22 protein-coding genes are annotated in these 24,346 nt (G+C 68.6%); 6 read left to right on the forward strand and 16 right to left on the reverse strand.

Annotation, left to right across the window (positions count from 1 at the left end):
- Positions 1 to 12: 12 nt before the first annotated feature.
- Complete coding sequence (gene rpmF, locus AC1M14_RS20450) at positions 13 to 195, reverse strand: 50S ribosomal protein L32 (RefSeq protein ID WP_043543314.1); 183 nt, start codon at positions 193 to 195, stop codon at positions 13 to 15.
- 52 nt (positions 196 to 247) lie between these two features.
- Positions 248 to 868 carry a YceD family protein gene (locus tag AC1M14_RS20455; RefSeq protein WP_479730341.1) on the reverse strand — a complete coding sequence of 207 codons (621 nt, stop codon included), beginning with the start codon at positions 866 to 868 and terminating at the stop codon, positions 248 to 250.
- Between the two features lie 72 nt (positions 869 to 940).
- Between AC1M14_RS20455 and AC1M14_RS20460 the strand changes: the two genes are divergently transcribed.
- The 3 genes from AC1M14_RS20460 to AC1M14_RS20470 are packed head-to-tail and all read left to right on the forward strand — an operon-like array spanning position 941 to position 3,048.
- A complete protein-coding gene (locus tag AC1M14_RS20460; protein ID WP_479730342.1) occupies positions 941 to 1,552 on the forward strand; it encodes a Maf family nucleotide pyrophosphatase in 612 nt (203 codons plus the stop codon).
- Positions 1,549 to 2,259, forward strand: a complete 711-nt coding sequence (locus AC1M14_RS20465) for an SAM-dependent methyltransferase (protein ID WP_102774414.1) — start codon at positions 1,549 to 1,551, stop codon at positions 2,257 to 2,259. Before AC1M14_RS20460 ends, AC1M14_RS20465 begins: the two co-directional genes overlap by 4 nt.
- A gap of 3 nt (positions 2,260 to 2,262) precedes the next feature.
- A complete protein-coding gene (locus AC1M14_RS20470) occupies positions 2,263 to 3,048 on the forward strand; it encodes an N-acetylmuramoyl-L-alanine amidase (RefSeq protein WP_102774413.1) in 786 nt (261 codons plus the stop codon).
- Between the two features lie 192 nt (positions 3,049 to 3,240).
- Here AC1M14_RS20470 and msrQ read toward each other — a convergent pair whose 3' ends face one another.
- From msrQ to AC1M14_RS20490, 4 genes are all read right to left on the reverse strand, one after another.
- Entirely contained in the window at positions 3,241 to 3,879 is a 639-nt protein-coding gene (gene msrQ, locus AC1M14_RS20475) for a protein-methionine-sulfoxide reductase heme-binding subunit MsrQ (protein WP_102774412.1), read from the reverse strand.
- Positions 3,880 to 3,886: 7 nt separating this feature from the next.
- Entirely contained in the window at positions 3,887 to 4,849 is a 963-nt protein-coding gene (gene msrP, locus AC1M14_RS20480) for a protein-methionine-sulfoxide reductase catalytic subunit MsrP (RefSeq protein ID WP_111826586.1), read from the reverse strand.
- Between the two features lie 131 nt (positions 4,850 to 4,980).
- Positions 4,981 to 5,643 carry an HAD family hydrolase gene (locus AC1M14_RS20485; RefSeq protein ID WP_102774410.1) on the reverse strand — a complete coding sequence of 221 codons (663 nt, stop codon included), beginning with the start codon at positions 5,641 to 5,643 and terminating at the stop codon, positions 4,981 to 4,983.
- A gap of 1 nt (position 5,644) precedes the next feature.
- Positions 5,645 to 6,622, reverse strand: a complete 978-nt coding sequence (locus tag AC1M14_RS20490) for an RluA family pseudouridine synthase (protein WP_479730343.1) — start codon at positions 6,620 to 6,622, stop codon at positions 5,645 to 5,647.
- A gap of 511 nt (positions 6,623 to 7,133) precedes the next feature.
- Between AC1M14_RS20490 and AC1M14_RS20495 the strand changes: the two genes are divergently transcribed.
- On the forward strand, positions 7,134 to 10,172 hold the full coding sequence (locus AC1M14_RS20495; RefSeq protein ID WP_479730344.1) for an Rne/Rng family ribonuclease: 3,039 nt from the start codon (positions 7,134 to 7,136) through the stop codon (positions 10,170 to 10,172).
- Between the two features lie 68 nt (positions 10,173 to 10,240).
- Here AC1M14_RS20495 and AC1M14_RS20500 read toward each other — a convergent pair whose 3' ends face one another.
- On the reverse strand, positions 10,241 to 11,137 hold the full coding sequence (locus AC1M14_RS20500; protein ID WP_102774407.1) for a LysR family transcriptional regulator: 897 nt from the start codon (positions 11,135 to 11,137) through the stop codon (positions 10,241 to 10,243).
- A gap of 171 nt (positions 11,138 to 11,308) precedes the next feature.
- Here AC1M14_RS20500 and AC1M14_RS20505 point away from each other — a divergent pair, with 171 nt between their 5' ends.
- Positions 11,309 to 12,244: a dihydrodipicolinate synthase family protein gene (locus tag AC1M14_RS20505; RefSeq protein WP_479730345.1), complete on the forward strand. Its 936-nt coding sequence runs from the start codon at positions 11,309 to 11,311 to the stop codon at positions 12,242 to 12,244.
- 40 nt (positions 12,245 to 12,284) lie between these two features.
- Here the strand turns inward: AC1M14_RS20505 and AC1M14_RS20510 are convergent, their stop codons facing one another.
- From AC1M14_RS20510 to argE, 7 genes are all read right to left on the reverse strand, one after another.
- Positions 12,285 to 13,832: an altronate dehydratase family protein gene (locus AC1M14_RS20510; RefSeq protein WP_209164995.1), complete on the reverse strand. Its 1,548-nt coding sequence runs from the start codon at positions 13,830 to 13,832 to the stop codon at positions 12,285 to 12,287.
- Positions 13,833 to 13,866: 34 nt separating this feature from the next.
- Positions 13,867 to 14,874: a Bug family tripartite tricarboxylate transporter substrate binding protein gene (locus AC1M14_RS20515; RefSeq protein WP_479730346.1), complete on the reverse strand. Its 1,008-nt coding sequence runs from the start codon at positions 14,872 to 14,874 to the stop codon at positions 13,867 to 13,869.
- A gap of 183 nt (positions 14,875 to 15,057) precedes the next feature.
- Positions 15,058 to 15,606, reverse strand: coding sequence for an acyloxyacyl hydrolase (locus AC1M14_RS20520; protein ID WP_102774403.1), 549 nt, complete (start codon positions 15,604 to 15,606; stop codon positions 15,058 to 15,060).
- A gap of 214 nt (positions 15,607 to 15,820) precedes the next feature.
- Entirely contained in the window at positions 15,821 to 16,696 is an 876-nt protein-coding gene (gene accD, locus AC1M14_RS20525) for an acetyl-CoA carboxylase, carboxyltransferase subunit beta (RefSeq protein ID WP_102774402.1), read from the reverse strand.
- Positions 16,697 to 16,732: 36 nt separating this feature from the next.
- On the reverse strand, positions 16,733 to 17,596 hold the full coding sequence (trpA, locus tag AC1M14_RS20530) for a tryptophan synthase subunit alpha (RefSeq protein WP_111826578.1): 864 nt from the start codon (positions 17,594 to 17,596) through the stop codon (positions 16,733 to 16,735).
- Between the two features lie 11 nt (positions 17,597 to 17,607).
- Positions 17,608 to 18,807: a tryptophan synthase subunit beta gene (gene trpB, locus AC1M14_RS20535; RefSeq protein WP_102774400.1), complete on the reverse strand. Its 1,200-nt coding sequence runs from the start codon at positions 18,805 to 18,807 to the stop codon at positions 17,608 to 17,610.
- 129 nt (positions 18,808 to 18,936) lie between these two features.
- Positions 18,937 to 20,088, reverse strand: coding sequence for an acetylornithine deacetylase (gene argE, locus AC1M14_RS20540; protein WP_102774399.1), 1,152 nt, complete (start codon positions 20,086 to 20,088; stop codon positions 18,937 to 18,939).
- A gap of 137 nt (positions 20,089 to 20,225) precedes the next feature.
- Here argE and AC1M14_RS20545 point away from each other — a divergent pair, with 137 nt between their 5' ends.
- Entirely contained in the window at positions 20,226 to 21,539 is a 1,314-nt protein-coding gene (locus AC1M14_RS20545) for an MFS transporter (protein ID WP_102774398.1), read from the forward strand.
- 2 nt (positions 21,540 to 21,541) lie between these two features.
- Here the strand turns inward: AC1M14_RS20545 and AC1M14_RS20550 are convergent, their stop codons facing one another.
- Both AC1M14_RS20550 and AC1M14_RS20555 read right to left on the reverse strand, forming a co-directional pair.
- Positions 21,542 to 22,708, reverse strand: a complete 1,167-nt coding sequence (locus AC1M14_RS20550; protein ID WP_479730347.1) for a dihydrodipicolinate synthase family protein — start codon at positions 22,706 to 22,708, stop codon at positions 21,542 to 21,544.
- Positions 22,709 to 22,727: 19 nt separating this feature from the next.
- On the reverse strand, positions 22,728 to 24,344 hold the full coding sequence (locus AC1M14_RS20555) for a GMC family oxidoreductase (protein ID WP_479730348.1): 1,617 nt from the start codon (positions 24,342 to 24,344) through the stop codon (positions 22,728 to 22,730).
- Between the last annotated feature and the right edge of the window lie 2 nt (positions 24,345 to 24,346).

Genomic DNA, 24,346 nt, shown 5'->3' on the forward strand with positions numbered 1-24,346 from the left:
GGCCCGGGGGCCTTATTCGTCGGCCTTGGTCTTCAGGACCTTGCGGCCGCGGTAGAAGCCGTTGGGGCTGATGTGGTGACGCAGATGCGCTTCGCCCGTGGTGGGCTCGATCGCGGTCGGCGGGTTCACCAGAAAATCGTGCGAGCGGTGCATACCGCGCTTGGACGGGGACTTCTTGTTTTGTTGAACGGCCATGATGACTCCTAGAAACGGGGCGCATTGTACGCGATGCGGCCCGATGTTGATCTCAATCTTTGTGCTTCAGTTGTTCCAGCACCGCAAACGGCGACGGACGCTTGACGGCGGGCTCCTCGGGAGCAGCCTCGCCGGCATTGGCCTGCGCGCCCGGGCATACATCATGCTTGGGCACATACGGAACGCTCAGAATGAGCTCATCTTCGATCTGGGCCAGCAGATCGAAATGATGTGAACCCACCACCCTTTCAGGCAGGTTGGACACAAAACCTTTTCCTTCTTCGTCCTCGTCGTCCTCGTCCTCGCCGGCGTAGCCTCCGGAGTGTTCTCCAGAGCCAAAACCGTCATCGAGTTCGTCTTCGGACTTGACCAGCTGCAGCACGACTTCGCTGTCGACCGGGTAGGCGAACGGCGCGTTGCACCGCTGGCACACGACCAGCGGATTCGCCCGCACATGAAGATGCAAGAGCGGCTGCCCGGCAAGAAGGCCGGACTTGCTCACTTCTCCGCGCACGGACCAGTGCGCCAGGCCCGCCTCGCCCGCGGGCTGCTCGGGCAGCCCGTCGACCAATCGCGTAAGCCTCGCCAGCGGCACGCTGCCTTGCGTTTCCTTGCCCAGACGGGCAAAAGCAAACGCGTCGATGCTCTTTGCATTCACGCCAGTACCAGTCACTTCGGTGTTCCTGCAAAAATGCCGCAAAACGTTAGATAATACTGTGACTTACGTATCAGCGTCAAATATCGTATGCCCTTGAAGCCTGACCTCATCCTCGCCTCCAGCTCGCGCTACCGCAAAGAATTGTTGTCCCGCCTGTGCATGCCGTTCACCACCATTTCGCCCGATGTGGACGAAACGCCACACGCCGGCGAAACGCCCGAAGCGCTGGCCCTGCGCCTGTCCGTGGCCAAGGCCATGGCGGTGGCGGCGAAGCACCCCGGCTGCATCGTCATCGGTTCCGACCAGGTGGCCACCGTGGACGGGCAGCCCATCGGCAAGCCGGGCGACCTCCCGCGCGCGATGGCGCAATTGCAGGCGCTGTCGGGCCGGGAGGTGGAATTCCACAGCGCGCTGGCCGTCACCGACGGCCGCCGGGTGGAAAAGGCCGACGTCGTCACGCGCTGCCGCTTCCGCCAGCTGAGCGACGTGGCGATCGTGGCCTATCTGCTCGTCGAAGAACCCTACGATACCGCAGGCAGCGCCAAGGCGGAAAGCCTGGGTATCGCACTGATGGAAAGCATCCAGAGCGACGACCCCACCGCCATCATCGGCCTGCCGCTGATCGCGCTGACTAGCATGCTGATGCGCTTCGGGCTAAATCCGCTGGACGCGCCCGGAGTGCCCGGAGCGCCCGTATGAGCGGCGCGCTGCACCTGATTCCCGTGGGCCTGGGCGAGGCCCCGCCCGAGCGCTGGCTGCCCGCCGAAGTGCGCGCCCTGGCCGGGCGGCTCGACACCTACATCGCCGAGAACGCCAAGACCGCGCGCGCCTTCCTCAAGCTGATCGGCACGGTCCGGCCGCTGCAGGAAATCACCGTCCACACGCTGAACGACCGGGTGGACGCCGCCCAGATCAAGGCCTGGCTGGCGCCCATCGCCGGCGGCGCCGAGATCGGCCTGGTCTCCGAGGCCGGCTGCCCCGCCGTGGCGGACCCGGGCGCCAAGGTGGTGGAGGCCGCCCACCGGCAGGGCCTGACCGTCAGGCCCTGGGTCGGTCCGTCCTCCATCCTGCTGGCCCTGATGGCCAGCGGACTGGACGGCCAGCGCTTCGCGTTCCACGGCTACGCGCCGGTCGACCCCGCCGAGCGCGCCAGGCAGCTGCGCGCCTGGGAGCAGCATTCGGCCCGGCACAACCAGACCCAGCTGCTGATCGAGACGCCCTACCGCAACGCCGCCATGTTCGCCACGCTGCTGGCCAGCCTAAAGGGCGATACCCGGCTGTGCGTGGCCCGCTCGGTCACCACCGCCGACGAATGGATCCAGACCCGCAGCGTGGCCGACTGGAAACAGCAGCCGGCGCCGCAGCTGGACAAGCTGCCCACCCTGTTCCTCTACCTGGCCCGCTGAGCCATGCTGCGCCCCGCTCTTGCGCTGCTGGCCGCCGCGGCCCTGGCCGGATGCGCCGCGCGCGGCCCCGCCGGCCTGGAACTGGACACCTCCGTCACGGCGGTCGGCCAGGCCAGCCGGGTGCGCGCCGTGGTGCTGCACTACACCTCGGTCGACGACGCCCGCTCGCTGCAGCTGCTGTCGCGCGGCAAGGTCAGCGCCCACTACCTCGTGACCGAGTCCGGCCGCACCTACCGCCTGGTCGATGAAAACCGGGCGGCCTGGCACGCCGGCGCCAGCGCCTGGTACGGCAACATCGCCATGAACAGCACCTCGATCGGCATCGAGATCGTGAATCCCGGCTGGACCGACGGCCCGGACGGCAAGCCGCTATGGCATCCCTACGGCGAACGCCAGCTGCGCGCGCTGACCGTGCTGCTGCGCGACGTCATCCAGCGCCACGGCATCGCGCCCGAGAACGTGGTGGGCCATAGCGACATCGCGCCGCAGCGCAAGGTCGATCCGGGACCGCTCTTTCCATGGAAGGCGCTGGCCGGGGCCGGCATCGGGCGCTGGTACGACGAGGCCGGGGCGGCGGCGCACCTGGCCCGGCTGCAGGCGCAGGGCGTTCCCGACGTGGCGTGGTTCCAGCAGCAGCTGCAGCGCCTGGGCTACGCCTGCCCGCAGGACGGCGTGCTGGACAAGGCCACCATCAACACGCTGGCGGCGTTCCAGATGCATTACCGGCCGGCGCTTTACGACGGGCAGCCGGACGCCGAGACGGCGGCCATCATGCTGGCGATGTTGTGAGGCGGCTTTCGCCGCCCGATGGGTTTCGCGCGTTCGATATTTGAGTTTTTGTTCAGGGGGTCTCGCGCTGCACCCATCCTACGATTCCGGATTGCCGTACGATTCCTCGCCGTACGGTTTCCGACCGTCGTAGGATGGGTGCAGCGCGAGATTCTCCAGGCAAGAACACGAGCATCGAACGCGCGAAACCCATCAGGCATTCCGCCGCCACCGCTCCACCACCCGCCATCCCAGCAGCAGCGCCAGCACGGCCGCATAGATCAGCGGCGCTTCGAAGTCGTTCTTGCCCGCCTTGTGCCACCAGTAGTGCAGGATGGCCAGCAGCCCGATGGCATAGACGGCGCGATGCAGGCTTTGCCAGCGCTTGCCCAGCCGGCGCATGGCCCATTGGGTGGACGTGGCCGCCAGCGCGGTCATCAGCACGAAGGCCGCGAATCCCACCGTGATGAAGGGCCGTTCGCCGATGTCGCGCAGCATGGCCGCGGGGTCGAAGCCGCGGTCCCACCAGACCCAGGCCATGAAATGCATGGCGCCATAGAAGAACGCGAACAGCCCGCACATGCGCCGCAGCCGCACCAGGGCCGGCTGGCCGGTCAGCCGGCGCAGCGGCGTGATGGCCAGCGTGACCAGCAGGCACACCAGCGTCCAGGTGCCGGAAGAGCGGGTCAGGAATTCGACCGGATTGGCGGTCAGGCCGTCGTTGGCGCCCAGCCAGAACCAGCGCAGGAACGGCGCCAGCCCCAGCAGGAACAGCACGGGCTTGAAGCGCCCGACGGTCTTGGCGGAAAGCTGCGTCCTGCGCGGCGGCGCCTGCGAAATGCCTGCTTCCATGCGCGCCTCAGTAATTGGCCTTCAGGTCCATGCCCTGGTAGAGCGAGGCGACCTGCTCGCCGTAGCCGTTGAACATCAGGGTCTTGCGCTTGGGCGAGAACAGGCCGTCCTCGCCGATGCGGCGCTCGGTCGCCTGGCTCCAGCGCGGGTGCGGGACGTTGGGATTCACGTTGGCGTAGAAGCCGTATTCCTGCGGCGCGGCCTTCATCCACGAGGAGACGGGCGGTTTTTCGACCAGGCGGATCTTGACCAGGGACTTGGCCGACTTGAAGCCGTATTTCCACGGCACCGCCAGCCTGACCGGCGCGCCGTTCTGGCCCGGCAGCAGCTTGCCGTAGACGCCGAAGACCAGCATGGACAGCGGATTCATCGCCTCGTCGATGCGCAGCCCCTCGACATAGGGCCAGTCCAGCACCCCGCTGCGCACGCCGCGCATGTTCTCGCGCTGGACCACGGTCACGAACTCCACGTACTTGGCGTTGCCGGTGGGCTCGACCTGCTTGAGCAGCTCGGCCAGCGAATAGCCCATCCACGGGATGACCATGGACCAGCCCTCGACGCAGCGCAACCGGTAGACCCGCTCTTCCATGGGCGCCAGCTTGAGCAGTTCCTCGATGGAGAAGGTGCGCGGCTTGCCGGCCTCGCCCTCGACGCTGACGGTCCAGGGGCGCGTCTGGAGTTTGCCGGCGTTGGCGGCGGGATCGCTCTTGTCCAGGCCGAATTCGTAGAAGTTGTTGTAGGACGTGATGTCGGACAAGGGGGTCTGCTTGTCCATCACGCTGAAGGCCGGGTTGGGCTTGCCCGGCAACGCGCCGGCATCCTGCGCGAACGCGCTGCGCGCCGCCCAGCCCGGCAGCCCTGCCGCGGCGGCCACCAGCCCGGCCCGCAGCATCAGCTCGCGGCGCGAGCGCCAGACGGCCTCGGGGGTGATCTCGGAGGAAAGAATATCGTCGGGCTTGCGTATCAGCATCATGGTCTCCGTATGGCGGCGCCTCGCATAACCCATGGACGGCACAGGACCCCATGATATTCCGCGGCGCTGGCGGTATTTGGTTATAGACCCGCGCGCCGCCCGGACGTTCCGCGTCCGGTATTGCTGCGTTACTGCGCGGCCGCCGTACGGGCCAGCAGCCACTCGCGCACGCCGGGCACGCTGTCGAGCACCGCCTGGGGGCCGCAACCCTCAAGCTCCTTCAGGGTGTGCGCGCCATAAGTGACGCCCAGCCCATGCACGCCGGCGTTGGCCGCCATCTGCAGGTCGTGCGAGGTGTCGCCGATCATCACCACGCGCTCGGGCGCCACGTCCAGCTCCTGCATCAATTCGTGCAGCATCGCCGGGTGCGGCTTGCTGAAGGTTTCGTCGGCGGTGCGGGTGGCGTCGAACAGCGGGCCCAGGCCGGTGGCGGCCAGGGCGCGGGTCAGGCCGACGCGGCTCTTGCCGGTGGCCACCGCCAGGCGCACGTTGTGCCCGGCCAGTTCGGTCAGCAGCTCGCGCACGCCGTCGAACAGGCGCAGCTCCGGGTCGCGCAGCAGGTAATGGGTGCGGTAGCGCTCCAGGAAGCGCGGCAGCATGGCCTGGGTCAGTTCGGGCACCGCCCGCCGCAGCGCGCTTTCCAGGGACAGGCCGATCACCCAGCTGGCGTCGGAAGCCGACGGCACCGCCAGTTCCAGGTCGCGGCAGGCGCCCTGGATGGCGGCCACGATGCTGTGCGTGGAATCCATCAGGGTGCCATCCCAGTCAAACACGACCAGCGAATACGACATATCAGGCAGACTCCAGTTGTTTCAGTATTTTCAGGCAGGCCGGGGGCAGTTCGGCCGTCAGCGTCAGCGGCTCGCCCGTGACGGGGTGGTTCAGGGTCAGCTGGTGGGCATGCAGGAACATCCGGCCGAAGCCCAGGCGCGCGAAGTGCGCCCGCACTTCGTCGTGGCCGTATTTGTCGTCGCCCACGATGGGAAAGCCGCTGGCCGCCAGGTGCACCCGGATCTGGTGGGTGCGCCCGGTGCGCAATTCGGCGTCGACCAGGCTGTAATCGCCGAAACGGCGCTTGAGGGTGACGATGGTGTGGGCCGACTGGCCGTCCGGGTCCACCTTGACGCGGCGTTCGCCCGACTGCGTGGTCCACTTGGACAGGCCCAGCTTGATGTGCTGGCGGTCGTTGACCCAATCGCCCTCGACCAGGGCCAGGTAGTGCTTGTCCCCTTTTCCTTCGCGCAGCATGGCGTGCAGCGCCAGCAGCGCGCCGCGCTTCTTGGCCACCATGAGCAGCCCGGAGGTCTCGCGGTCCAGCCGGTGCACCAGTTCCAGGAACTTGGCGTCGGGCCGCGCGGCGCGCAGCTGCTCGATCACGCCGAAGGACACGCCACTGCCGCCGTGGACCGCCACGCCGGCGGGCTTGTCCACCACCAGCAGGGAGTCGTCCTCGAACACCACCGGGAACTCGGCGCCGGGCACCGGACGCGGCGCGCCCGGGTCGGGCAGGCGCAGCGGCGGGATGCGGACCATGTCGCCTTCGGCCACGCGGTAATCGGCCGAGATACGTCCCTTGTTTACCCGCACCTCGCCGCCCCGGATGGCTTTATAGATATGCGTCTTGGGCACGCCCTTGCACAGCCGCACCAGGTAGTTGTCCAGGCGCTGGCCGGCATGCTCGGCGCCCACCTCGACCATGCGGACGGCGGGAGCGGCTTTAGAGGGGGAGACAGGGGAGGAAGTTTCTTTGCGCATTGCGGAAAGCGACATATAATCGGGACAGCCTGAAGGGGCTGAACTAGCCGCCTGACGTAGAGATGCAAAGTGCGCAACTCCGTCGAGCGCGTGGGCCGCCATTGTACTGCCTGCTCATTTCAGCCTCTGGGTCTCTTGGTCGCCGGCGCAACCGCGCCCTGCGGAACAGTGGTGTGGCATTCATTTTGCCCGCTGTCCCAGCAGGTCCGTTGCATGCCGCAAGCGGCTCTGAAGCACTGCAAGAATCGTCGCATATTTAAAGCACCAGTTGCGTGCCGGCAACCACTCCTGCCGCAACTGCCGTTCACAGCAATCTTTCCGTCAAACCACATTCAGTGAAGCTGACCCTCCTGCTGACAGAACCCCGTGCCCCACGGCACGACGTGCCCGCCTGACCCGCGGCGGATACGCCTGGGCGCCGCCCAGGTACGGTCCGCATTCTTTCTTGCCCGCTTCAGTCCGCAGCCCGAGTGACCCGAGGTCACGCGCCGATATCGGCGCGTCATGACAACGGAGAACCCCTCTCATGAAGCGCATGCTGTTCAATGCGACGCACCAGGAAGAATTACGCGTCGCTATCGTCGATGGGCAGAAACTCATCGACCTCGACATCGAGACTGCCGGCCGCGAACAACGCAAAGGCAATATCTACAAAGGTGTCATTACCCGGATCGAACCCGGCCTCGAAGCCTGCTTCGTCAACTACGGTGAAGACCGTCACGGTTTCCTGCCCTTCAAGGAAGTGGCCCGCAGCTACTTCAAGGAAGGCGTGGACGTGCGCAGCGCCCGCATCCAGGACGCCCTGCGCGAAGGCCAGGAACTGATCGTCCAGGTCGAGAAGGAAGAGCGCGGCAACAAGGGCGCGGCCCTGACCACGTTCATCTCGCTGGCCGGCCGCTACCTGGTCCTGATGCCCAACAACCCCCGCGGCGGCGGCGTTTCGCGCCGCGTCGAGGGCGAGGACCGCCAGGAACTGCGCGACACCATGGAGCAGCTCGAACTGCCCCAGGGCATGAGCATCATCGCCCGCACCGCCGGCATCGGCCGCAGCGTCGAAGAACTCCAGTGGGACTTGTCCTACCTATTGCAGCTCTGGACCGCCATCGACGGCGCCGCGCGCGACAACTCCGCGCCCATCCTGATCTACCTCGAGTCCAGCCTGGTCATCCGGGCCATCCGCGACTACTTCTCCCCCGAAATCGGCGAAATCCTCATCGATACCGACGAGATCGCCGACCAGGCCACCGCCTTCATGAGCGTGGTGATGCCTGACAACGTCCAGCGCGTCAAACGCTACCGCGACGACATCCCGCTGTTCTCCCGCTTCCAGATCGAACACCAGATCGAGACGGCGTACTCGCGCACGGTGCAGCTGCCCTCGGGCGGCGCCATCGTCATCGACCACACCGAGGCGCTGGTGTCGGTGGACGTCAACTCGGCCCGCTCCACCCGCGGCGCCGACATCGAGGAAACCGCGCTGCGCACCAACTCGGAAGCGGCCGACGAAGTGGCCCGCCAGCTGCGCCTGCGCGACCTGGGCGGCCTGATCGTCATCGACTTCATCGACATGGAGGACAGCAAGAACCAGCGCGCCGTCGAACAGCGCCTGCGCGACGCGCTCCATTTCGACCGCGCCCGCGTCCAGATGGGCAAGATTTCGCGCTTCGGCCTGATGGAACTGTCGCGCCAGCGCCTGCGCCCGGCCCTGAACGAAGGCTCGCACATCACCTGCCCGCGCTGCAACGGCACCGGCGTGATCCGCGACGCGGAATCCAGCGCCCTGCACGTGCTGCGCCTGCTGCAGGAAGAGGCCATGAAGGAAAACACCGCCGCCGTGCACGCGCAAGTGCCGGTGGACGTGGCCACCTACCTGCTGAACGAAAAGCGCGCCGACATCACCAAGATGGAAGCCCGCCTCAAGGTCAACCTGTTGCTGATCCCCAACAAGCACCTGGAGACCCCGCACCACCACATCGAGCGCCTGCGCCACGACGATCCGCGCCTGGAAGAGCTCAAGACCAGCTTCGAGCTGGTCGAGGCCCCGGCCACGGACGCCCCCTGGCAGCCGCGCGAGCACGAAGTCAAGTCGCGTCCGGAAGCGCTGGTCAAGGGCATCACGCCCTCGCAGCCCGCTCCCGTTTCGACCCCGGCTCCGGCGCCCGCCGCTGCCGCGCCCGCTCCCGCCGGCGGCGGCCTGGGCGGCCTGTTCAAGCGCCTGGTCGGCTGGCTGACCGGCAACGCCGAAACCGCCAAGCCCGCCCCCGCCGTCCAGGAAGACAGCGCCAAGCGCGCCGCCTCCGGCCGCGGCAAGGGCCGCTCGGCCCATGACGGCCAGGAACGCCGCGGCGAGCGCCACGGTTCGGACCGCAACCGCAACCGCCGCAATGAAGCGCGCGGCGAAGGCGCCGAGGGCGGCGAAGGCGGCCGTCACCACGTGCGCGGCGGCCGCCGCGCCGAAGGCGAGCGCCAGGAACGCGGCGAGCGCCACCAGCGCAACGAAGCCCGCGCCGAGCGCGACACCCAGGCCACGCAGGCGGCCCTGGCCTCCAGCCGCCCCGAGCAGGCCGACCAGGCCGCCGGTGAAGACGCCGGCGCCGGCCGCAACCGCCGTCGCGGCCGCGGCCGCAACCGCCGCGAGGAAGGCCAGTCCGACGCCCCGATGAGCGAACAGGAAAGCATGGTCGCCGCGCTGGCCCAGACGGTCGCCACTGCCCTGCCCGACACCCGCCAGCCCGCGGCCCAGGCCGTCCAGGCCGCCGAGGAAGCCGCCGCCGACGCCACGGCCGAGCAGGCCGCTGACGCGGCGCCGGCCGCCGAAGGCGCCGAAGGCGCGGCCGATCCGGAGCGCAAGCGCCGCCGCCGCCGCAGCCGCCGCGGCCGCCGCAGCCAGGAAGAAGCAGGCGTGAGCGCCGGCGACGAGCAGCTCGAAGAAGGCGCCGACGAGGAAGCCGGCGAACAGCCGCAAGCCGCCGCCGTCGAATCCGCCGCCGAGTCCGAACCGGCCGCCCAGCCGGCTCCGGCGCAGGTTCAGGCGCAAGCCCCGGCCGCCGAAGCCGCTGCCGAGGTAAGCACCGAGGTGACCGCTGAAGCGACCACGGAAGTGACCGCCGAAGCGACCACGGAAGTCGCCGCCGAAGTCGCCGCCCCCGCGCCCGCCGAGACCGCCCCGCAAGCCGAGGAACCGGTCCAGACCACGCAACCGGTGACGGTGCAGCCCGCCAGCGTGGTGTCCGCGCCCGCGGCGCCCGCCGCGCCCGAGGAAGCCGCCGCCGTCGAACCGGTGGTCGCGGCAGCCCCGGCCCCGGCCGAAGCCGCCCCGGCGCCGGCAGCCGCCGCGCAGCAGCCCATCGTGGTGCCGGCCTCGGCGCCGTCGGCCAAGGCCCAGGCTCTGCATGAAGTGGTCAACGCCGCCGGCCTGCAATGGATCGAGACCGACCCGGACCGCCACGCCCAGACGCAGCTGCGCATCGCGGCCGCGCACAAGCCGGTCCGCCTGGGCCGCGAGCGCAAGCCGGTCGCGCCCGTGTCCAACGAACCGCTGGTCCAGGTCGAGACGCGCCACTAAGCCGTCCGGCTCCCAGCCAAACGCCCCGGAGATTCAAGTTTCCGGGGCGTTTTCATTTGGCGTGCCGCTCAGTCTTCCCCTGGCGCGCTGTCAGGCAGGTTCAGGGCCAGCGCGGCCTCTTCCACGAAGGCTTCGGCCAGGGCCGAGTGCGGCATGTGACGCGCCCACAGAATGCCCATGCGGCGCAGCGGCGCGCGTCCGGGCAGCGGCACGCGCTTGACGCGCCGGCTGTCGAGCCAGTCCGGCGCCCAGTCGGGCACCAGCGACACGCCCAGCCCTTCCGAGACCATGCAGGCGATGCCCATCAGGCCGTCGACCTCCAGGCGCTCGCGCGGGGCGATGCCGTGCTGGCGCAGATACTGGTCGGCCAGCCGGCCGCCCCAGACATTGCGGTCGTAGCGGATGAAGGGCTGGGTCCGCATCAGTTCGTGGGCGTCGTCGCTGGCGGTGTCCGGCGGCGCCAGCACCACCAGCGGCTCCTCGGTGACCAGCCGCCACGCGTAGCCCTTGGACAGGTTGAACTGCGGCTTGACGATGAAGGCGGCGTCCAGGTCGCCGTTGACCACCCGGTGGTACAGGTGCTTGGAGGTGCCCGGCTCCATGAACACGGCCAGTTTCGGCATGCGCCGGTACAGGCGCGCCAGCACGATGGGCATGGTGCCGGTCAGGGCCGAGGCCGACACGCCCAGGCGCAATTCGCCCAGCGGCGCGTCGTCGCCGGCGCTGGCGCGCAGGTCGCGCACCTCGCGCAGCACGGCGCGGGCCCGCTCCAGCGCCTTCAGGCCCGCCTCGGTCGCCTTGACGCTGCGGCCCACGCGCTTGATCAGCGTCGCGCCCAGCTCCTCCTCCAGCGTGCGCACGCGCGCGGCGATGGCGGCCGGGGTCAGGTCCAGGCGCCGCGCCGCCTCGGCCAGCGAGCCGCTTTCGACCACCGTCACAAAGCTCTGCACATATCGCGTATCCACGGTCTCCCCCTTTTTCCGGCCGCCGGTTTGCGTTACGGCAAACCATAACAATTTTATGGATTGAAGCAATTAAACAGCAGATGTTCATGGGCCGGATCGGTGCCAGAATCAGGTGTTGCTGGCGCGCCGCCGCGGCGCGCCCTTCCCGAACCCCGACTACGAGTACAGACCATGACGACCCAAGCCCGCATTCCCGGCGTTTTCTCTCCGGTCCTGACGCCGTTCGACGAACGCTACCGGCCGGCCCTGGGCCGCTATGTGAAGCACTGCCGCTGGTTGCGCGAGCAATCGGTCGGGCTGGCGATTTTCGGCACCAATTCGGAGGCGAACTCGCTGTCGCTGGCGGAAAAACACGAGCTGCTGGACGCGCTGCTGGATGCCGGCGTGGAGCCGCAGGCCCTGATGCCCGGCACCGGCGCCTGCGCCCTGCCCGACGCGGTCGAGCTGACCCGGCACGCGGTGCGCAGCGGCAGCATGGGCGTGCTGGTGCTGCCGCCCTTCTACTACAAGGGCGTGAGCGACGAGGGCCTGTTCCGCTATTACGCCGAGCTGATCGAGGGCGTGGGCGACGACAGGCTGCGCATGTACCTGTACCACATCCCGCCCGTGAGCCAGGTGCCGCTGAGCCTGGACCTGATCGACCGCCTGCTGGCGCGTTATCCCGGCATCGTCGCCGGCGTGAAGGACAGCGGCGGCGACTGGAACAACACCGCGGCCATGATCGAGCGCTTCGCGCTGCGCGGCTTCCAGGTCTATGCGGGCAGCGAGGCCTTTCTGCTGCAGACCCTGCGCGCCGGCGGCGTGGGCTGCATCACGGCCACCGGCAACGTCAATCCCGGCCCCATCGTGGCGCTGCAGCAGCGCTGGCAGGAGGCCGACGCCGACGCGCGCCAGGCCGGGCTGAACGCCACCCGCAACGTGTTCCAGCAATTCCCCATGATTCCCGCCATGAAGGCCGCCATCGCCTGGAAATCCGGCGACGGCGCCTGGGCCACGGTGCGCCCGCCCCTGGTGGAGCTGAACGCCGGCCAGGCCGCGGCGCTGCGCGCCGCCCTGGACGAAAACGGCTTCGACATGCCGGGCGCCGCCGCGCTGGCCGACGCCTGAACGCCGGCCGCGGGCGATTCCCGCCGGATCGCCCGCCCGTTCAGCTGACCACGCCGATGTTCCAGGGCACGAACTCGTGGTCGCCCAGCCCCAGCAGCTCGCTCTTGCTGCGCGCGCCCGAGGCCACCCGCAGGATCTCCTCGAAGATGCGCTGGCCCATCTCCTGCATGCTGGCCGCGCCGTCCAGGATTTCGCCGCAATTGACGTCCATGTCTTCGGTCAGCCGTTCATACATCGGCGTGTTGGTGGCCAGCTTGATCGACGGCACGGGCTTGGCGCCGAACATCGAACCGCGGCCGGTGGTGAAGCAGATCATGTTGGCCCCGCCCGCGATCTGGCCGGTGGCCGAGACCGGATCGAATCCCGGCGTGTCCATGAACACCATGCCCGGCTCGCGCACCGGCTCGGCGTAGCGGTACACCTCCATCAGGCCGGTGGTGCCGCCCTTCATCGAGGAGCCCAGCGATTTCTCGAAGATGTTGGCCAGCCCGCCCATCTGGTTGCCGGGGCTGACCTTGCCGTTGATCTGCACGTCGCGCCCCGGCGAGTATTCCTCCTTCCACCAGCGGATGCGCTGCACCAGTTTCTCGCCGACTTCGCGGCTGCGCGCGCGCGAGGTCAGCGTGTGCTCCACGCCATAGATCTCCGGCGTTTCGGACAGGATGGCGGTGCCGCCGTGGCGCACCAGGATGTCCATGGCCGCGCCCAGCGCCGGGTTGGCGGTGATCGACGAAAACCCGTCCGATCCGCCGCACTGCAGGCCCACCTTCAGGTGGCGCGCCGGCACCGGCCGGCGCTCGACCGCGTTGGCCTCGGGCAGCAGGGCCCGCAGCGCGGCCACGCCGGCCTCGATGGTTTTGCGGGTGCCGCCGGTCTCCTGCATGATGAAGGTCTTCAGGCGCGCGCCCGCCTCCAGCCCCTGGTCCTTGAGCAGCGCGTCGAGCTGGTTGCGCTCGCAGCCCAGGCCCACGATCAGCACGGCCGCGAAGTTGGCGTGGCAGGCATAGCCGCCCATCGTGCGCCTGAGCAGGTCCATGGGCTCGCCCGACATCTCCATGCCGCAGCCCATGCCGTGGCTCAGCGCCACCACGCCGTCCACGTTCGGATAGGCCGCCATCAGCTCGGGCGTGAAGGCCTCGGCGATGCGATGCACCACCGTGGCCGAGCAGTTGACCGTCGCCATCACGCCGATGAAGTTGCGCGTGGCCACCTGGCCGTTGGCGCGCACGATGCCCTGGAAGGTCGCCTGTTCGGACTCCGGCAGCACCGGCGTGGGCACGTAGTCGCGCGCGTGCGCGTAGTCGCGGTCGAACTCCCGGAACGCCATGTTGTGGGCATGCACGTAGGTGCCGGCCGGGATGTCGGCCGCGGCGAAGCCGATGCAGACGTTGTACTTGAGGATGGGCTCGCCGGCGCGCAGGTCGCGCGCCGCGATCTTGTGCCCGGCCGGAATCTGGCTGCGGCTGACGATGCCCTCGGAGGGCACGGCCATGCCTATGGCGATGGGCACGCGCGCCACCACGATGTTGTCGCCGGAGTGCAGCCGTATCACCGGCCCCGCGGCGCGCTTTTCATTCATTTCTATCATGTCGTCGTCTCGGATGGAGGAAGGTTGCAGGCGGCTATTCCGGCTTGATGCCGATGTCGCGGATCACCACGGACCAGCGCGGCAGTTCCGCGCCCACGAAGCGGCTGAAGGCCTCGGCGTCGCTGCCCACCACGGTGAAGCCCTGTTCGCTCAGCCGGGCCTGCGTGTCGCCCTGGTCCAGCGCGGCGCGGATCGATTGCGACAGCCTGTCGACCACGGGCCGCGGCGTGGCGGCCGGCGCGAACACGCCGTACCAGGTCGAGACCTCGAAGTCCTTGAAGCCGGACTCGGCCAGCGTCGGGATGCCGGGGGCCTTGGGATCGCGTTTCAGGCTGGTGATGGCCAGCGGGCGCAGCTTGCCCGAGGCGATATGGGGCAGCGCCACGGGCAGGTTGGCGAACATGTACGGCACGTGCCCGCCCAGCACGTCGGCGATGGCCGCCGATTCTCCCTTGTACGGCACGTGGGTCACCTTGGCGCCCACCATGTGCGCGTACAGCTCGCCGGCGATGTGCTGCGGGCCGCCCTGGCCGGACGAGGCGTAGCTGACCGCCGCGTCGCCGCGCTTGCGGATGTAGTCGGCCAGTTCCTGCGCCGTGCCGACGTCGACCAGGGCCGGATTGACCACCAGGATCAGGGGCATGGTCACCACCTGCGACACCGGCGCGAAGTCTTTCTCGGGCTTGAACGGCAGCGTCGGAAACAGCGAGGGCGCGACCACCATGGTGGACTGCGAACCCAGGAACAGCGAATAGCCGTCGGCCGGCGAACGCGCCACGTTGTCGGCGGCGATGGTGCCGGTGGCGCCGGCGCGGTTCTCCACCACCACCTGCTGCCCGAGGTTCTCGGCCATTTTGGCGCCGATCAGGCGCGCCACGATGTCGGCGCCGCCGCCGGGTGCGAAGCCCACCACCATCCGCAAGGGCTTGCTGGGAAACGCCTCGGCCAGCGCGGCGCCCGAGGCGCCCAGCAGCGCCGCGGCCAGGCCGACGACGCCGAGCCCGCGCGCCATCCGGCGCGCGGTCGTACAGGGTTTTTTCATGGTTTTGTCTCCGTTGGCCGCCCGCGTCGAGGCGGACGATGCCAGGCCATTGTGGCCATCGCACCCCATCGGTACAAGCATCTGGATGCGCCTTCAAAGCACAATATTTTTATGGTTTCAGCGCCGCGCGCAGGCAAAAAAAATCCACCCGGCCGGGTGGATTTTTCGAGAAGCGCTTACCGCTCAGAACTGGTAGGTGTAGGTCAGCTGCACCACGTCCAGGCCCGGGTTCGGGCGCTTGATGCTGGCGTTCGAGAAGTGCGAATAGCGCAGGCCGATGCGGTTGTTCGGCGTCAGCAGGAAGCCCAGGCCGACGTGGTCGCCGAACTGGAAGGCCGTGCTGATGTTCTCGTCGGCGAAGCGGGTGCTGGAAAACAGCGTGGCGCCGATGCCGGCTTCGATGTAGAAGCGTTCGCCGGTCCACCAGCGGAACATCGGGATGGCGTTGAACTGCCACACGTGGCCCGGCGAGCGCGAGCCGTCGGCCCACCAGTACGAGGCGCCGAATTCCGGCGTCAGGTCCAGGCGGCCCCAGTTGCCGCCGAACTGGTGGGTCCAGACCGAAGGCGTTTCGTAGTTGAGGGTCAGGCGCTGGTAATGGTCTCCAATGCCGTAATGCATGCTCACTCCGCCCTGGGTGCCTTCGGACGATTGAGCATTCGCGAAGGTCGCGGTGGCCGCCAGGGCCAGTCCGGCCAGGCCTGCAAGCATCTTGTTCTTGGTGGACTGCATTGGAATAACTCCGTCTATTTCAACTCTAGGTTGCAACATAGCAAAAACCAGACCAAACCGTGTAATTTTTGTCGCTCGGCGGCAACATCGCGAATGGAAAACACTGTTCCGCAAAAACGGCTAGCCGCTCAGCAAGCGGCGTGCCCGTCCTGAATGCAAAAAGCCGCCGGCGCCCTGGGGCGCCGGCGGCATCTGGCTTGAGCGCTCGCGCGCTTCAGGCGGTGACCACGTCGGCCGGCTGGTTGGTCAGCAGCGCCAGCAGGCGCGCGATTTCCTCGCGCAGCTGGCGGCGGTCCACGACCATGTCGATGGCGCCCTTCTGCAGCAGGAATTCGGCGCGCTGGAAGCCTTCCGGCAGTTTTTCGCGCACGGTCTGCTCGATCACGCGCGGGCCGGCAAAGCCGATCAGCGCCTTGGGTTCGGCGATGACCACGTCGCCCATGAAGGCGAAGCTGGCCGACACGCCGCCCATGGTGGGGTCGGTCAGCACGCTGATGAAGGGCAGCCCGGCCGCCGACAGGCGGGTCAGCATGGCGTTGGTCTTGGCCATCTGCATCAGCGACAGCAGGCTTTCCTGCATGCGCGCGCCGCCCGAGGCGGCCACGCAGATGAAGGAGGTCTTGTTGTCCAGGGCGGCCTGGGCGCCGCGCGCGAAGCGCTCGCCCACCACCGAGCCCATCGAGCCGCCCATGAATTCGAATTCGAAGCAGGCCAGCGTCGCCGGCACGCCGCGAATCGAGCCGCTCATGACCACCAGCGCGTCGCTTTCGCCGGTCTGCTTGACCGCTTCCTGGAGGCGCTCGGGATACTTGCGCGTGTCCTTGAACTTCAGCGAGTCGACCGAACGCGTGGTCTGGCCGATCTCGACCCGGCCTTCCACGTCGAGCAGCGAATCGATGCGGGCGCGGGCCCCGATGCGCATGTGATGGTCGCACTTGGGGCAGACGTGCAGGTTGGCCGCCAGGTCTTCGCTGTACAGCACCGACTCGCACGACGGGCATTTCACCCATAGGCCTTCGGGAACGCGGCGGGCGCCGCTGTCGCTGGTTTTATTGATGCGAGGAGGCAGGAGTTTTTCGATCCAGCTCATTGATTTTTCATCCCGTATGAGGTCGCGCCCGCGCTGTCAGGCCGACGCGTTTGCTCGTTTCACTTGATCCAGCGCCTGCCGGATCGTGCGCAGCCAGCCGCTGGCGGCGGCGACGGCGGCATCGTTCTTTTGCGCAGCCGGGGCATCCGCCGCCGCCTGCTCCATGGTTTCTATCAGTTTGCTGCCGATGACCACCGCGTCGGCGGCGCGCGCCACGCGCTGGGCGCTCTCGGCGTCGCGGATGCCGAAGCCCACGCCGACCGGGATGTCGCGCACGTGGCGGCGGATCAGGGCCACGCGCTCGGCCACGTCATCGGTGTTGAGCGAGCCGGCGCCGGTAACGCCCTTGAGCGACACGTAATAGACGTACCCGCGGGCCACCTGGGCCACGGCCTTGATGCGTTCCTCGGTGGAGGTGGGCGCCAGCAGGAAGATCGGCGCGATGCCCTGCTGCCCCAGCGTGGCGGCGAACTCCACCACTTCCTCGGGCGGATAGTCCACCACCAGCACGCCGTCCACGCCGGCGCGGGCGGCGTCCTGCGCGAAGCGGTCCTGGCCCATGCGTTCGATCGGGTTGGCGTAGCCCATCAGCACCACCGGGGTGTCGGCGTCGCGCTGGCGGAACTCGGCCACCATTTCCAGCACGCGGGCCAGGCCCACGCCCTGCGCGATGGCGCGGTCGGCAGCGCGCTGGATGACGGGGCCGTCGGCCATGGGGTCCGAGAACGGCACGCCCAGCTCGATGACGTCGGCGCCGGCCTCGACCAGCGCGTGCATCAGGGGCACCGTGGCCGCCGGCGAGGGATCGCCCGCGGCGATGTACGGGATCAGCGCCGCGGCGCGGCCGGATTCGGCGGTGCGCGCGAAGGCGGCGGCGATGCGGTCGTTGCGAGTTGCCATGGTCGGAACCCTTACAGCTCGATACCGGCCTTCTCGGCGACGGTATGCATGTCTTTGTCGCCACGGCCCGACAAATTGACCAGGATGACGGCGTCACGGCCCAGCGTGGGCGCCATTTTCACCGCCTGGGCGATGGCGTGCGAGGACTCCAGCGCCGGCATGATGCCTTCGATCCGGCAGCAGTCGTGGAAAGCCTTGAGGGCCTCGTCGTCGGTGATGCCCACGTATTCGGCGCGGCCGGAGTCCTTCAGCCAGGCATGCTCGGGGCCGACGCCGGGATAGTCCAGGCCGGCCGAGACGGAATGGGTTTCCTGCACCTGGCCGTCTGCGTCCTGCATGACGTAGGTGCGGTTGCCGTGCAGCACGCCCACGTGGCCGGCCGCCAGCGAGGCGGCGTGACGCCCGGTGTCCATGCCCTCGCCCGCCGCCTCGACGCCGATCAGGCGCACGTTTTCGTACGGGATGTAGGGATGGAAGATGCCCATGGCGTTGGAGCCGCCGCCCACCGCCGCCACGACGTAGTCGGGCTGGCGGCCGATGGCTTCGGGCATCTGGGTCAGGCATTCGTTGCCGATCACGGTCTGGAAATCGCGCACCATGCGGGGGTACGGATCGGGCCCGGCCACCGTGCCGATGATGTAGAACGTGTTCTCGATGTTGGTGACCCAGTCGCGCATGGCTTCGTTGAGCGCGTCCTTGAGGGTGCGCGAGCCCGACGTGACCGGCACCACCGTGGCGCCCAGCAGCTTCATGCGGTAGACGTTGGAGGCCTGGCGGCGCACGTCTTCGCTGCCCATGTAGACCACGCATTCCATGCCGTAGCGGGCCGCCACCGTGGCCGTGGCCACGCCGTGCTGGCCGGCGCCGGTCTCGGCGATGACGCGCGGCTTGCCCATGCGCTTGGCCAGCAGGGCCTGGCCGATGCAGTTGTTCACCTTGTGGGCGCCGGTGTGGTTCAGGTCTTCGCGCTTGAACCAGATCTGGGCGCCGCCCAGCTGTTCGGACCAGCGGCGGGCATGGTAGACCGGGCTGGGCCGGCCGACGAAATGCTTGAGTTCATAATTGAACTCTTCCAGGAAGGCGGGGTCGACACGATAACGGTCGTAGGCCGCGCGCAGCTCGTCGAGCGCGTGCATCAGCGTTTCCGCCACGAAAACGCCGCCGTAGGGGCCGAAATGGCCCTGGGCATCCGGAAAGTCGTAAGGTTTCAACTAGCATCTCCCCCGGCATCGCGGCAGGCCATTACCGGCCGCAAATCCAGTTTGCAACCCGGCATTTTACCTGACGCGGCAGCCGCCCGGGCGCGGCCGCGCCCGGGCCTGGAAACCGCCGCGGCGGCGTCAGAGCGACTGCCCGAGGCGGCGCAGGAAGGTTTCGCAGGACGCGAGCTGGTCCAGCGCCACGTATTCGTCGGGCTTGTGGGCCTGTTCGATGTGGCCGGGGCCGCAGACCACCGTCGGGATGCCAATGCCCTGGAACAGGCCGGCCTCGGTGCCGTAGGCCACCTTGCGCGTGGCGCGGTCTTCGGTCAGGGCGCGCACCAGCTGGGTGATGGCGGCCTCTTCCGAGGCTTCCAGCGCCGGGGCGGCCGCGCCGGTCTCGATCTCGATGCTGGCGCCCTCGAACTCGGCCTTCATGCGCGGCAGCAGTTCCTCGCGCACGTATTTCTCGACCTCGGCCTGGATGGCGTCCGGCTGCATGCCCGGCAGGTTGCGGAATTCATAGCTGAACTCGCAGGATTCGGGAATGGTGTTGACCGCGATGCCGCCCTGGATCTGGTTGGTGGTCATGGTGGAGAACGGCACGTCGTAGAACTGGTCGTACGGACCCTGGGCCTTGAAGCTGTCGGCCAAGTCGCGGATGCGGCAGATCAGGCGGGCGGCGTATTCGATGGCGTTACAGCCGCGCGGGGTCAGCGACGAGTGCGCCGCCTTGCCGTGCACCTTGCAGCGAAACAGGTTGATGCCCTTGTGCGCCACCACCACCTGCATGCCGGTGGGCTCGCCCACCACGCAGCCTTCCGGCCGGATGCCGCGGTCGTGCAGGTCGGCCAGCATGTAGGGCGCGCCCGCGCAGCCGACTTCCTCGTCATAGGAAAAGGCCAGGTGGATCGGCTTCTTGCGCGGCATGGCCAGGAATTCCGGCACCAGCGCCAGCGAGCCGGCGATGAAGCCCTTCATGTCGCAGGCGCCGCGGCCATACAGCAGGCCGTCCTTTTCCACCAGCTTGAACGGATCGGTGCTCCAGTCCTGGCCGTCGACCGGCACCACGTCGGTGTGGCCCGACAGCACGATGCCGCCCTGCTGGCCGCCGTCCTGCGCCGGCAGGGTGGCGAACAGGTTGGCCTTGGTGCGCTCCGGATTGTGCGCCAGCCACGCGTCGACGCCCTGGCCCTTGAGCCAATCGCGGACGGTTTCGATCAGGGCAAGATTGGAATTGCGGCTGGTGGTGTCGAAACCGACCAGCGTTTCCAGCCAGGTGCGCGCGTTCATGTCACTACTCTCGTGGGGGAAAAAGAGAAGTGTAAAGCCAGCCGGCGCGCGCGTCTCGGCCCCCGTCCGGAGGCGCCGGCCGGACAGGGCACTAGAATGTCGCCCGGAATCAGCAAACATCCCCCTGAGGAGACATCGTGCAGCACAAGGCAGTTCCCACGCGCAACATCGTGGCGGCGGTAATCGGCAACGCCCTGGAATGGTATGACTTCCTGGTGTTCGCCTTCATGACGCCGATCATCTCGAAGCTCTTTTTCCCCACCGACCCGAGCGTGCCCGGCAGCGAGCTCAACGCCATCCTGATGACCACGGCCATTTTCGGCGTCGGTTTCTTCATGCGTCCGGTGGGCGGCATCATCCTGGGCCTGTACGGCGACAAGAAGGGCCGCAAGGCGGCCATGGTGCTGGTCACCTCGCTGATGGCCGTGTCCATCGCGCTGATCACCGTCGCCCCCACCTACCATGCCGCCGGCATCCTGGCGCCGATCTTCATCCTGATCGCGCGCCTGCTGCAGGGCTTCTCGGCGGGCGGCGAGTTCGGCACGTCGACGGCGCTGCTGATCGAAATGGCGCCCAACGGCCGCCGCGGCTTCTACGGCTCGTGGCAGATGGCCGGCCAGATGCTGGCGCTGCTGATCGGCGCGGCCTGCGGCACGCTCATCACCGAGTTCTTCACGCCCGAGCAGATCGCCGACTGGGCCTGGCGCCTGCCCTTCGCCTTCGGCCTGGTCATCGTGCCGATCGCCATCTATATCCGCCGCAACGTCGACGAAACCGACGCCTTCAAGCAGATCAAGGAAGAAGAGCGCCAGGCCGCCGCGCGCGGCGACGTGCAGCGCCTGACCCTGGGCCAGATGCTGAAGACGCATACCCGCGAAACCCTGATCGGCGTGGGCCTGGTGGTGACCGCCACGGTTTCCATCTACATCACCTTCACCTACCTGGTGACCTACTCCACCCAGATCCTGAAACTGCCGCTGAACCAGACCTTCCTGGTGCAGATGGCGGGCGCGGCGCTGATGGTGCTGCTCACGCCGTTCATGGGCGCCTGGTCCGACCGCGTCGGCCGCCGTCCCATCGTGATCGGCTCGCTGATCGGCTACCTGCTGGTGCTGTACCCGCTGTACCACTGGCTGTCGGACGCGCCCTCGATCGCGCGCCTGCTGACCGTGCAGGTGGTGGTCTGCCTGTTCGTGTCGGCCTTCTTCGGCGTGTTCAGCACGGTCATGGCCGAGCTGTTCCCGGCGCGCGTGCGTTCGGTGGGCCTGTCGCTGGCCTATAACGTGGCCGTGATGATCTTCGGCGGCTTCGCCCAGTTCATCGTGACCTGGCTGATCAAGACCACCGGCTCGCCGATGGCGCCGGCCTACTACGTCATGTTCGGCGTGGCCCTGGGCCTGGTCGCCGCGTTCTACATGCGCGAACGCGCCCACGACGCGCTCGACCACTGAACCTAGGCCTCGATGCCGCAAGACAGGGCCAGGTAGCTTTTCAGGCGTGACGCGGCAAGCTCGGGATCGGCCAGCACGCCGCACTGGTCCGCCAGTTCGAACACGCGTGCGTAATGGGCCGCGCCGCGCGCCGACTGCAGCCCCGCCGCCAGCGAGAAGTGCGTCTGCTGGCCGTTGAGCCAGGCCAGGAACACGATGCCCGCCTTGTAGTGCCGCGTCGGCGCCCGGAAGATCTCGCGCGACAAGGCCACGGTCGGGTCCAGCAGGCGGCGGAAACCGGCCATGTCGCCGGCCGCCAGCTCGGCCAGCGCCGCCGCCGCGACCGCCGCGATGGGATCGAAGATGCCCAGCAGGCCATGCGAATGGCCCGTGTCGTCTCCGGCGATCAATTCCGCGTAATTGAAATCGTCCCCGGTGTACATCTTCACGCCGGCGGGCAGCCTGGCGCGCAGTTCGCGCTCCCAGTGGGCGTCCAGCAGCGACAGCTTGATGCCGTCCACCTTGGCCGCGTTGTCGCGGATCAGGGCGGCCACGGTGTCCAGGGCCCGTTCCCGGTCGCCCGACCCCCAGTAGCCCTGCAGCGCCGGATCGAACATCTCGCCCAGCCAGTGCAGGATGACCGGCCGGGAAACGTCGCGCAACAGCCTGCCGTACAGCGCCAGATAATCGTCCGGCCCGCCAGCGCAGCGCGCCAGGGCCCGGCTGGCCATGAGGATCACGCGCCCGCCTTCGGCCTCGATCACCTCCAGTTGCTCGCGGTAGGCCGCCTCCACCTCGGCCAGCGTGGCCACGCGCGCCGCGTCCAGCTGGTCGGTTCCCGCCCCGCAGGCCAGGTCGCCGCCCGCCGTGCGCGCATGCCGCAGGCTGCGCTGGATCAGGGTCCGGGCGCCCGGCCAGTCCAGGCCCATGCCGCGCTGGGCGGTGTCCATGGCTTCGGCCACCTTGAAGCCCAGCCGGTAGAGGTGCTCGCGAAACGCCAGCGTGGCCTCCCAGTCCAGCGCGGGCGCCGCGTCCCACGGGTCGGGCGTGCCCAGCGGATCGATCACCACGTGGGCGGCCGCGTAGACCGTGCGGTTGAAGGCCGGCAAAGGCAGCGCGGGCCGGATGGGCCGGGCCTTGAGGCGATAGCGCCGGAGGCTGCCGTCCGGCTGGGGAAGTCGTATGTCCATGCGTGGCTCCTGGTCGGGTTCAGCCGGCGATGCGGCCAAGGATGTGGTCGGCCGCCTTCTCCGCGATCATGATGGTCGGCGCGTTGGTGTTGCACGACGGCAGGCTGGGCATGACCGACGCGTCCGCCACCCGCAGGCCGTCCAGGCCGATCAGGCGCAGGTCCGGCGTCACCACGCTGTCGGCGCGATCGGCCGGTCCCATGCGGCAGGTGCCCACGGGATGATGGTCGGTCTTGGCATGGGCGCAGGCGTACTCGACCAGATCCGCATCGCGCCTCAGCGCCGCCCCCGGCAGGACCTCGGCCCTGACGTAGCGCCTCAGGGCCGGCTGCGCGAGGATTTCCCGGGCCAGGCGCAGGCCCTTGAGCGCCATGTCGCGGTCGTGTGGGTCCGACCAGTAGTCCGGGTCGATCAAGGGCGCCGCGGCCGGGTCCTTGTCCGCCAGCCGCACGCTGCCGCGCGAGTGCGGCCGCAGGTAGGCGGAGTTCAGGGTCACGCCGGCGGCGCGCAGCGGGGCCATGCCCGCCTCCAGGCCCGACCCCAGGCCCAGGTGGAACTGGATGTCCGGGGAACGCTCGCGCGCATCGGCGTCCGCATACCAGAAGCCGCCCGTCTCGAACAGGCTGGAGGCGGCCGGCCCCGTTCTCCACAGCAGGTACTGCAGGCCGGCCCAGGCCGCGTGCGACCAGGCCTTGCATTTGTCGTAGGTGTGGTCGCCGGTGCATTCGGCGATGGTGAAGAGGTCGAGGTGGTCCTGCAGATTGCCGCCCACGCCCGGCAGGTCGTGCAGCACTTCGATGCCGACGGCGCGCAGATGGTCGGCCGGGCCGATGCCCGAGTGCATCAGCAGCTTGGGCGAGCCTATCGCGCCGCTGGCCACGATGACCTCGCGCTGCGCGCGCGCCACGCGCGTGACGGGCGCGCCGTATTCGGCGATCTCGACGCCGCAGGCGCGCCCGCCTTCGATCACGACGCGCAGCGCGCGGGTGCGCAGGCTGATGGCCAGGTTCGCCCGGGCCCGGACCTCCCGGTCCAGGAACCCGGTGGCGGCCGACGAGCGCCTGGCCGCGAGCTGGGTCAGCTGGTAGTAGCCCAGCCCTTCCTGGGTCGCGCCGTTGAAGTCCGGGTTGAAAGGTATGCCCAGTTCCTGCCCCGCCTGGAAGAAGGCCTCGCAAATGGGCAGGGGGCTGGCCGGATTGGACACGCCCAGCGGCCCGCCATAGGCATGGAACGCGTTGGCGAAGCGCTGGTTGTTCTCGGATCGCCTGAAGTACGGCAGCACCTCGGCGAACGACCAGCCGGCCGCGCCGTCCCGGCTGACCCATTCGTCGTAATCGGCCGGCGCGCCGCGCGTATAGAGCTGGGCGTTGATGGACGAGCCGCCGCCGAGGACCCTGGCCTGGGTATAGCGCAGCACGCGCTGGCCCAGGTGTTTCTGCGGCACCGTATGCCATCCCCAGGAGCCGATGCCGCGGGTCATCTTGGCGAAGCCGGCCGGCACATGGAACAGCGGATGCCCGTCGGGGCCGCCGGCCTCGATCAGCAGCACCTTGATGCCGGGGTCCACGCTCAGGCGGTTGGCCAGCACGCATCCCGCGGACCCGCCGCCGACGATGATGTAGTCATAGGTTTCCATGC

The organism is Achromobacter sp. SX5 (assembly GCF_056711425.1).

Excerpts from the sequence above, each read along its gene's own strand:
- rpmF (WP_043543314.1), bottom strand. The coding sequence starts at position 195 with ATGGCCGTTCAACAAAACAAGAAGTCCCCGTCCAAGCGCGGTATGCAC.
- AC1M14_RS20460 (WP_479730342.1), top strand. The coding sequence starts at position 941 with ATGCCCTTGAAGCCTGACCTCATCCTCGCCTCCAGCTCGCGCTACCGC.
- AC1M14_RS20465 (WP_102774414.1), top strand. The coding sequence starts at position 1,549 with ATGAGCGGCGCGCTGCACCTGATTCCCGTGGGCCTGGGCGAGGCCCCG.
- AC1M14_RS20470 (WP_102774413.1), top strand. The coding sequence starts at position 2,263 with ATGCTGCGCCCCGCTCTTGCGCTGCTGGCCGCCGCGGCCCTGGCCGGA.
- msrQ (WP_102774412.1), bottom strand. The coding sequence starts at position 3,879 with ATGGAAGCAGGCATTTCGCAGGCGCCGCCGCGCAGGACGCAGCTTTCC.
- msrP (WP_111826586.1), bottom strand. The coding sequence starts at position 4,849 with ATGCTGATACGCAAGCCCGACGATATTCTTTCCTCCGAGATCACCCCC.
- AC1M14_RS20485 (WP_102774410.1), bottom strand. The coding sequence starts at position 5,643 with ATGTCGTATTCGCTGGTCGTGTTTGACTGGGATGGCACCCTGATGGAT.
- AC1M14_RS20490 (WP_479730343.1), bottom strand. The coding sequence starts at position 6,622 with ATGTCGCTTTCCGCAATGCGCAAAGAAACTTCCTCCCCTGTCTCCCCC.
- AC1M14_RS20495 (WP_479730344.1), top strand. The coding sequence starts at position 7,134 with ATGAAGCGCATGCTGTTCAATGCGACGCACCAGGAAGAATTACGCGTC.
- AC1M14_RS20505 (WP_479730345.1), top strand. The coding sequence starts at position 11,309 with ATGACGACCCAAGCCCGCATTCCCGGCGTTTTCTCTCCGGTCCTGACG.
- AC1M14_RS20510 (WP_209164995.1), bottom strand. The coding sequence starts at position 13,832 with ATGATAGAAATGAATGAAAAGCGCGCCGCGGGGCCGGTGATACGGCTG.
- AC1M14_RS20515 (WP_479730346.1), bottom strand. The coding sequence starts at position 14,874 with ATGAAAAAACCCTGTACGACCGCGCGCCGGATGGCGCGCGGGCTCGGC.
- AC1M14_RS20520 (WP_102774403.1), bottom strand. The coding sequence starts at position 15,606 with ATGCAGTCCACCAAGAACAAGATGCTTGCAGGCCTGGCCGGACTGGCC.
- accD (WP_102774402.1), bottom strand. The coding sequence starts at position 16,696 with ATGAGCTGGATCGAAAAACTCCTGCCTCCTCGCATCAATAAAACCAGC.
- trpA (WP_111826578.1), bottom strand. The coding sequence starts at position 17,596 with ATGGCAACTCGCAACGACCGCATCGCCGCCGCCTTCGCGCGCACCGCC.
- argE (WP_102774399.1), bottom strand. The coding sequence starts at position 20,088 with ATGAACGCGCGCACCTGGCTGGAAACGCTGGTCGGTTTCGACACCACC.
- AC1M14_RS20550 (WP_479730347.1), bottom strand. The coding sequence starts at position 22,708 with ATGGACATACGACTTCCCCAGCCGGACGGCAGCCTCCGGCGCTATCGC.
- AC1M14_RS20555 (WP_479730348.1), bottom strand. The coding sequence starts at position 24,344 with ATGGAAACCTATGACTACATCATCGTCGGCGGCGGGTCCGCGGGATGC.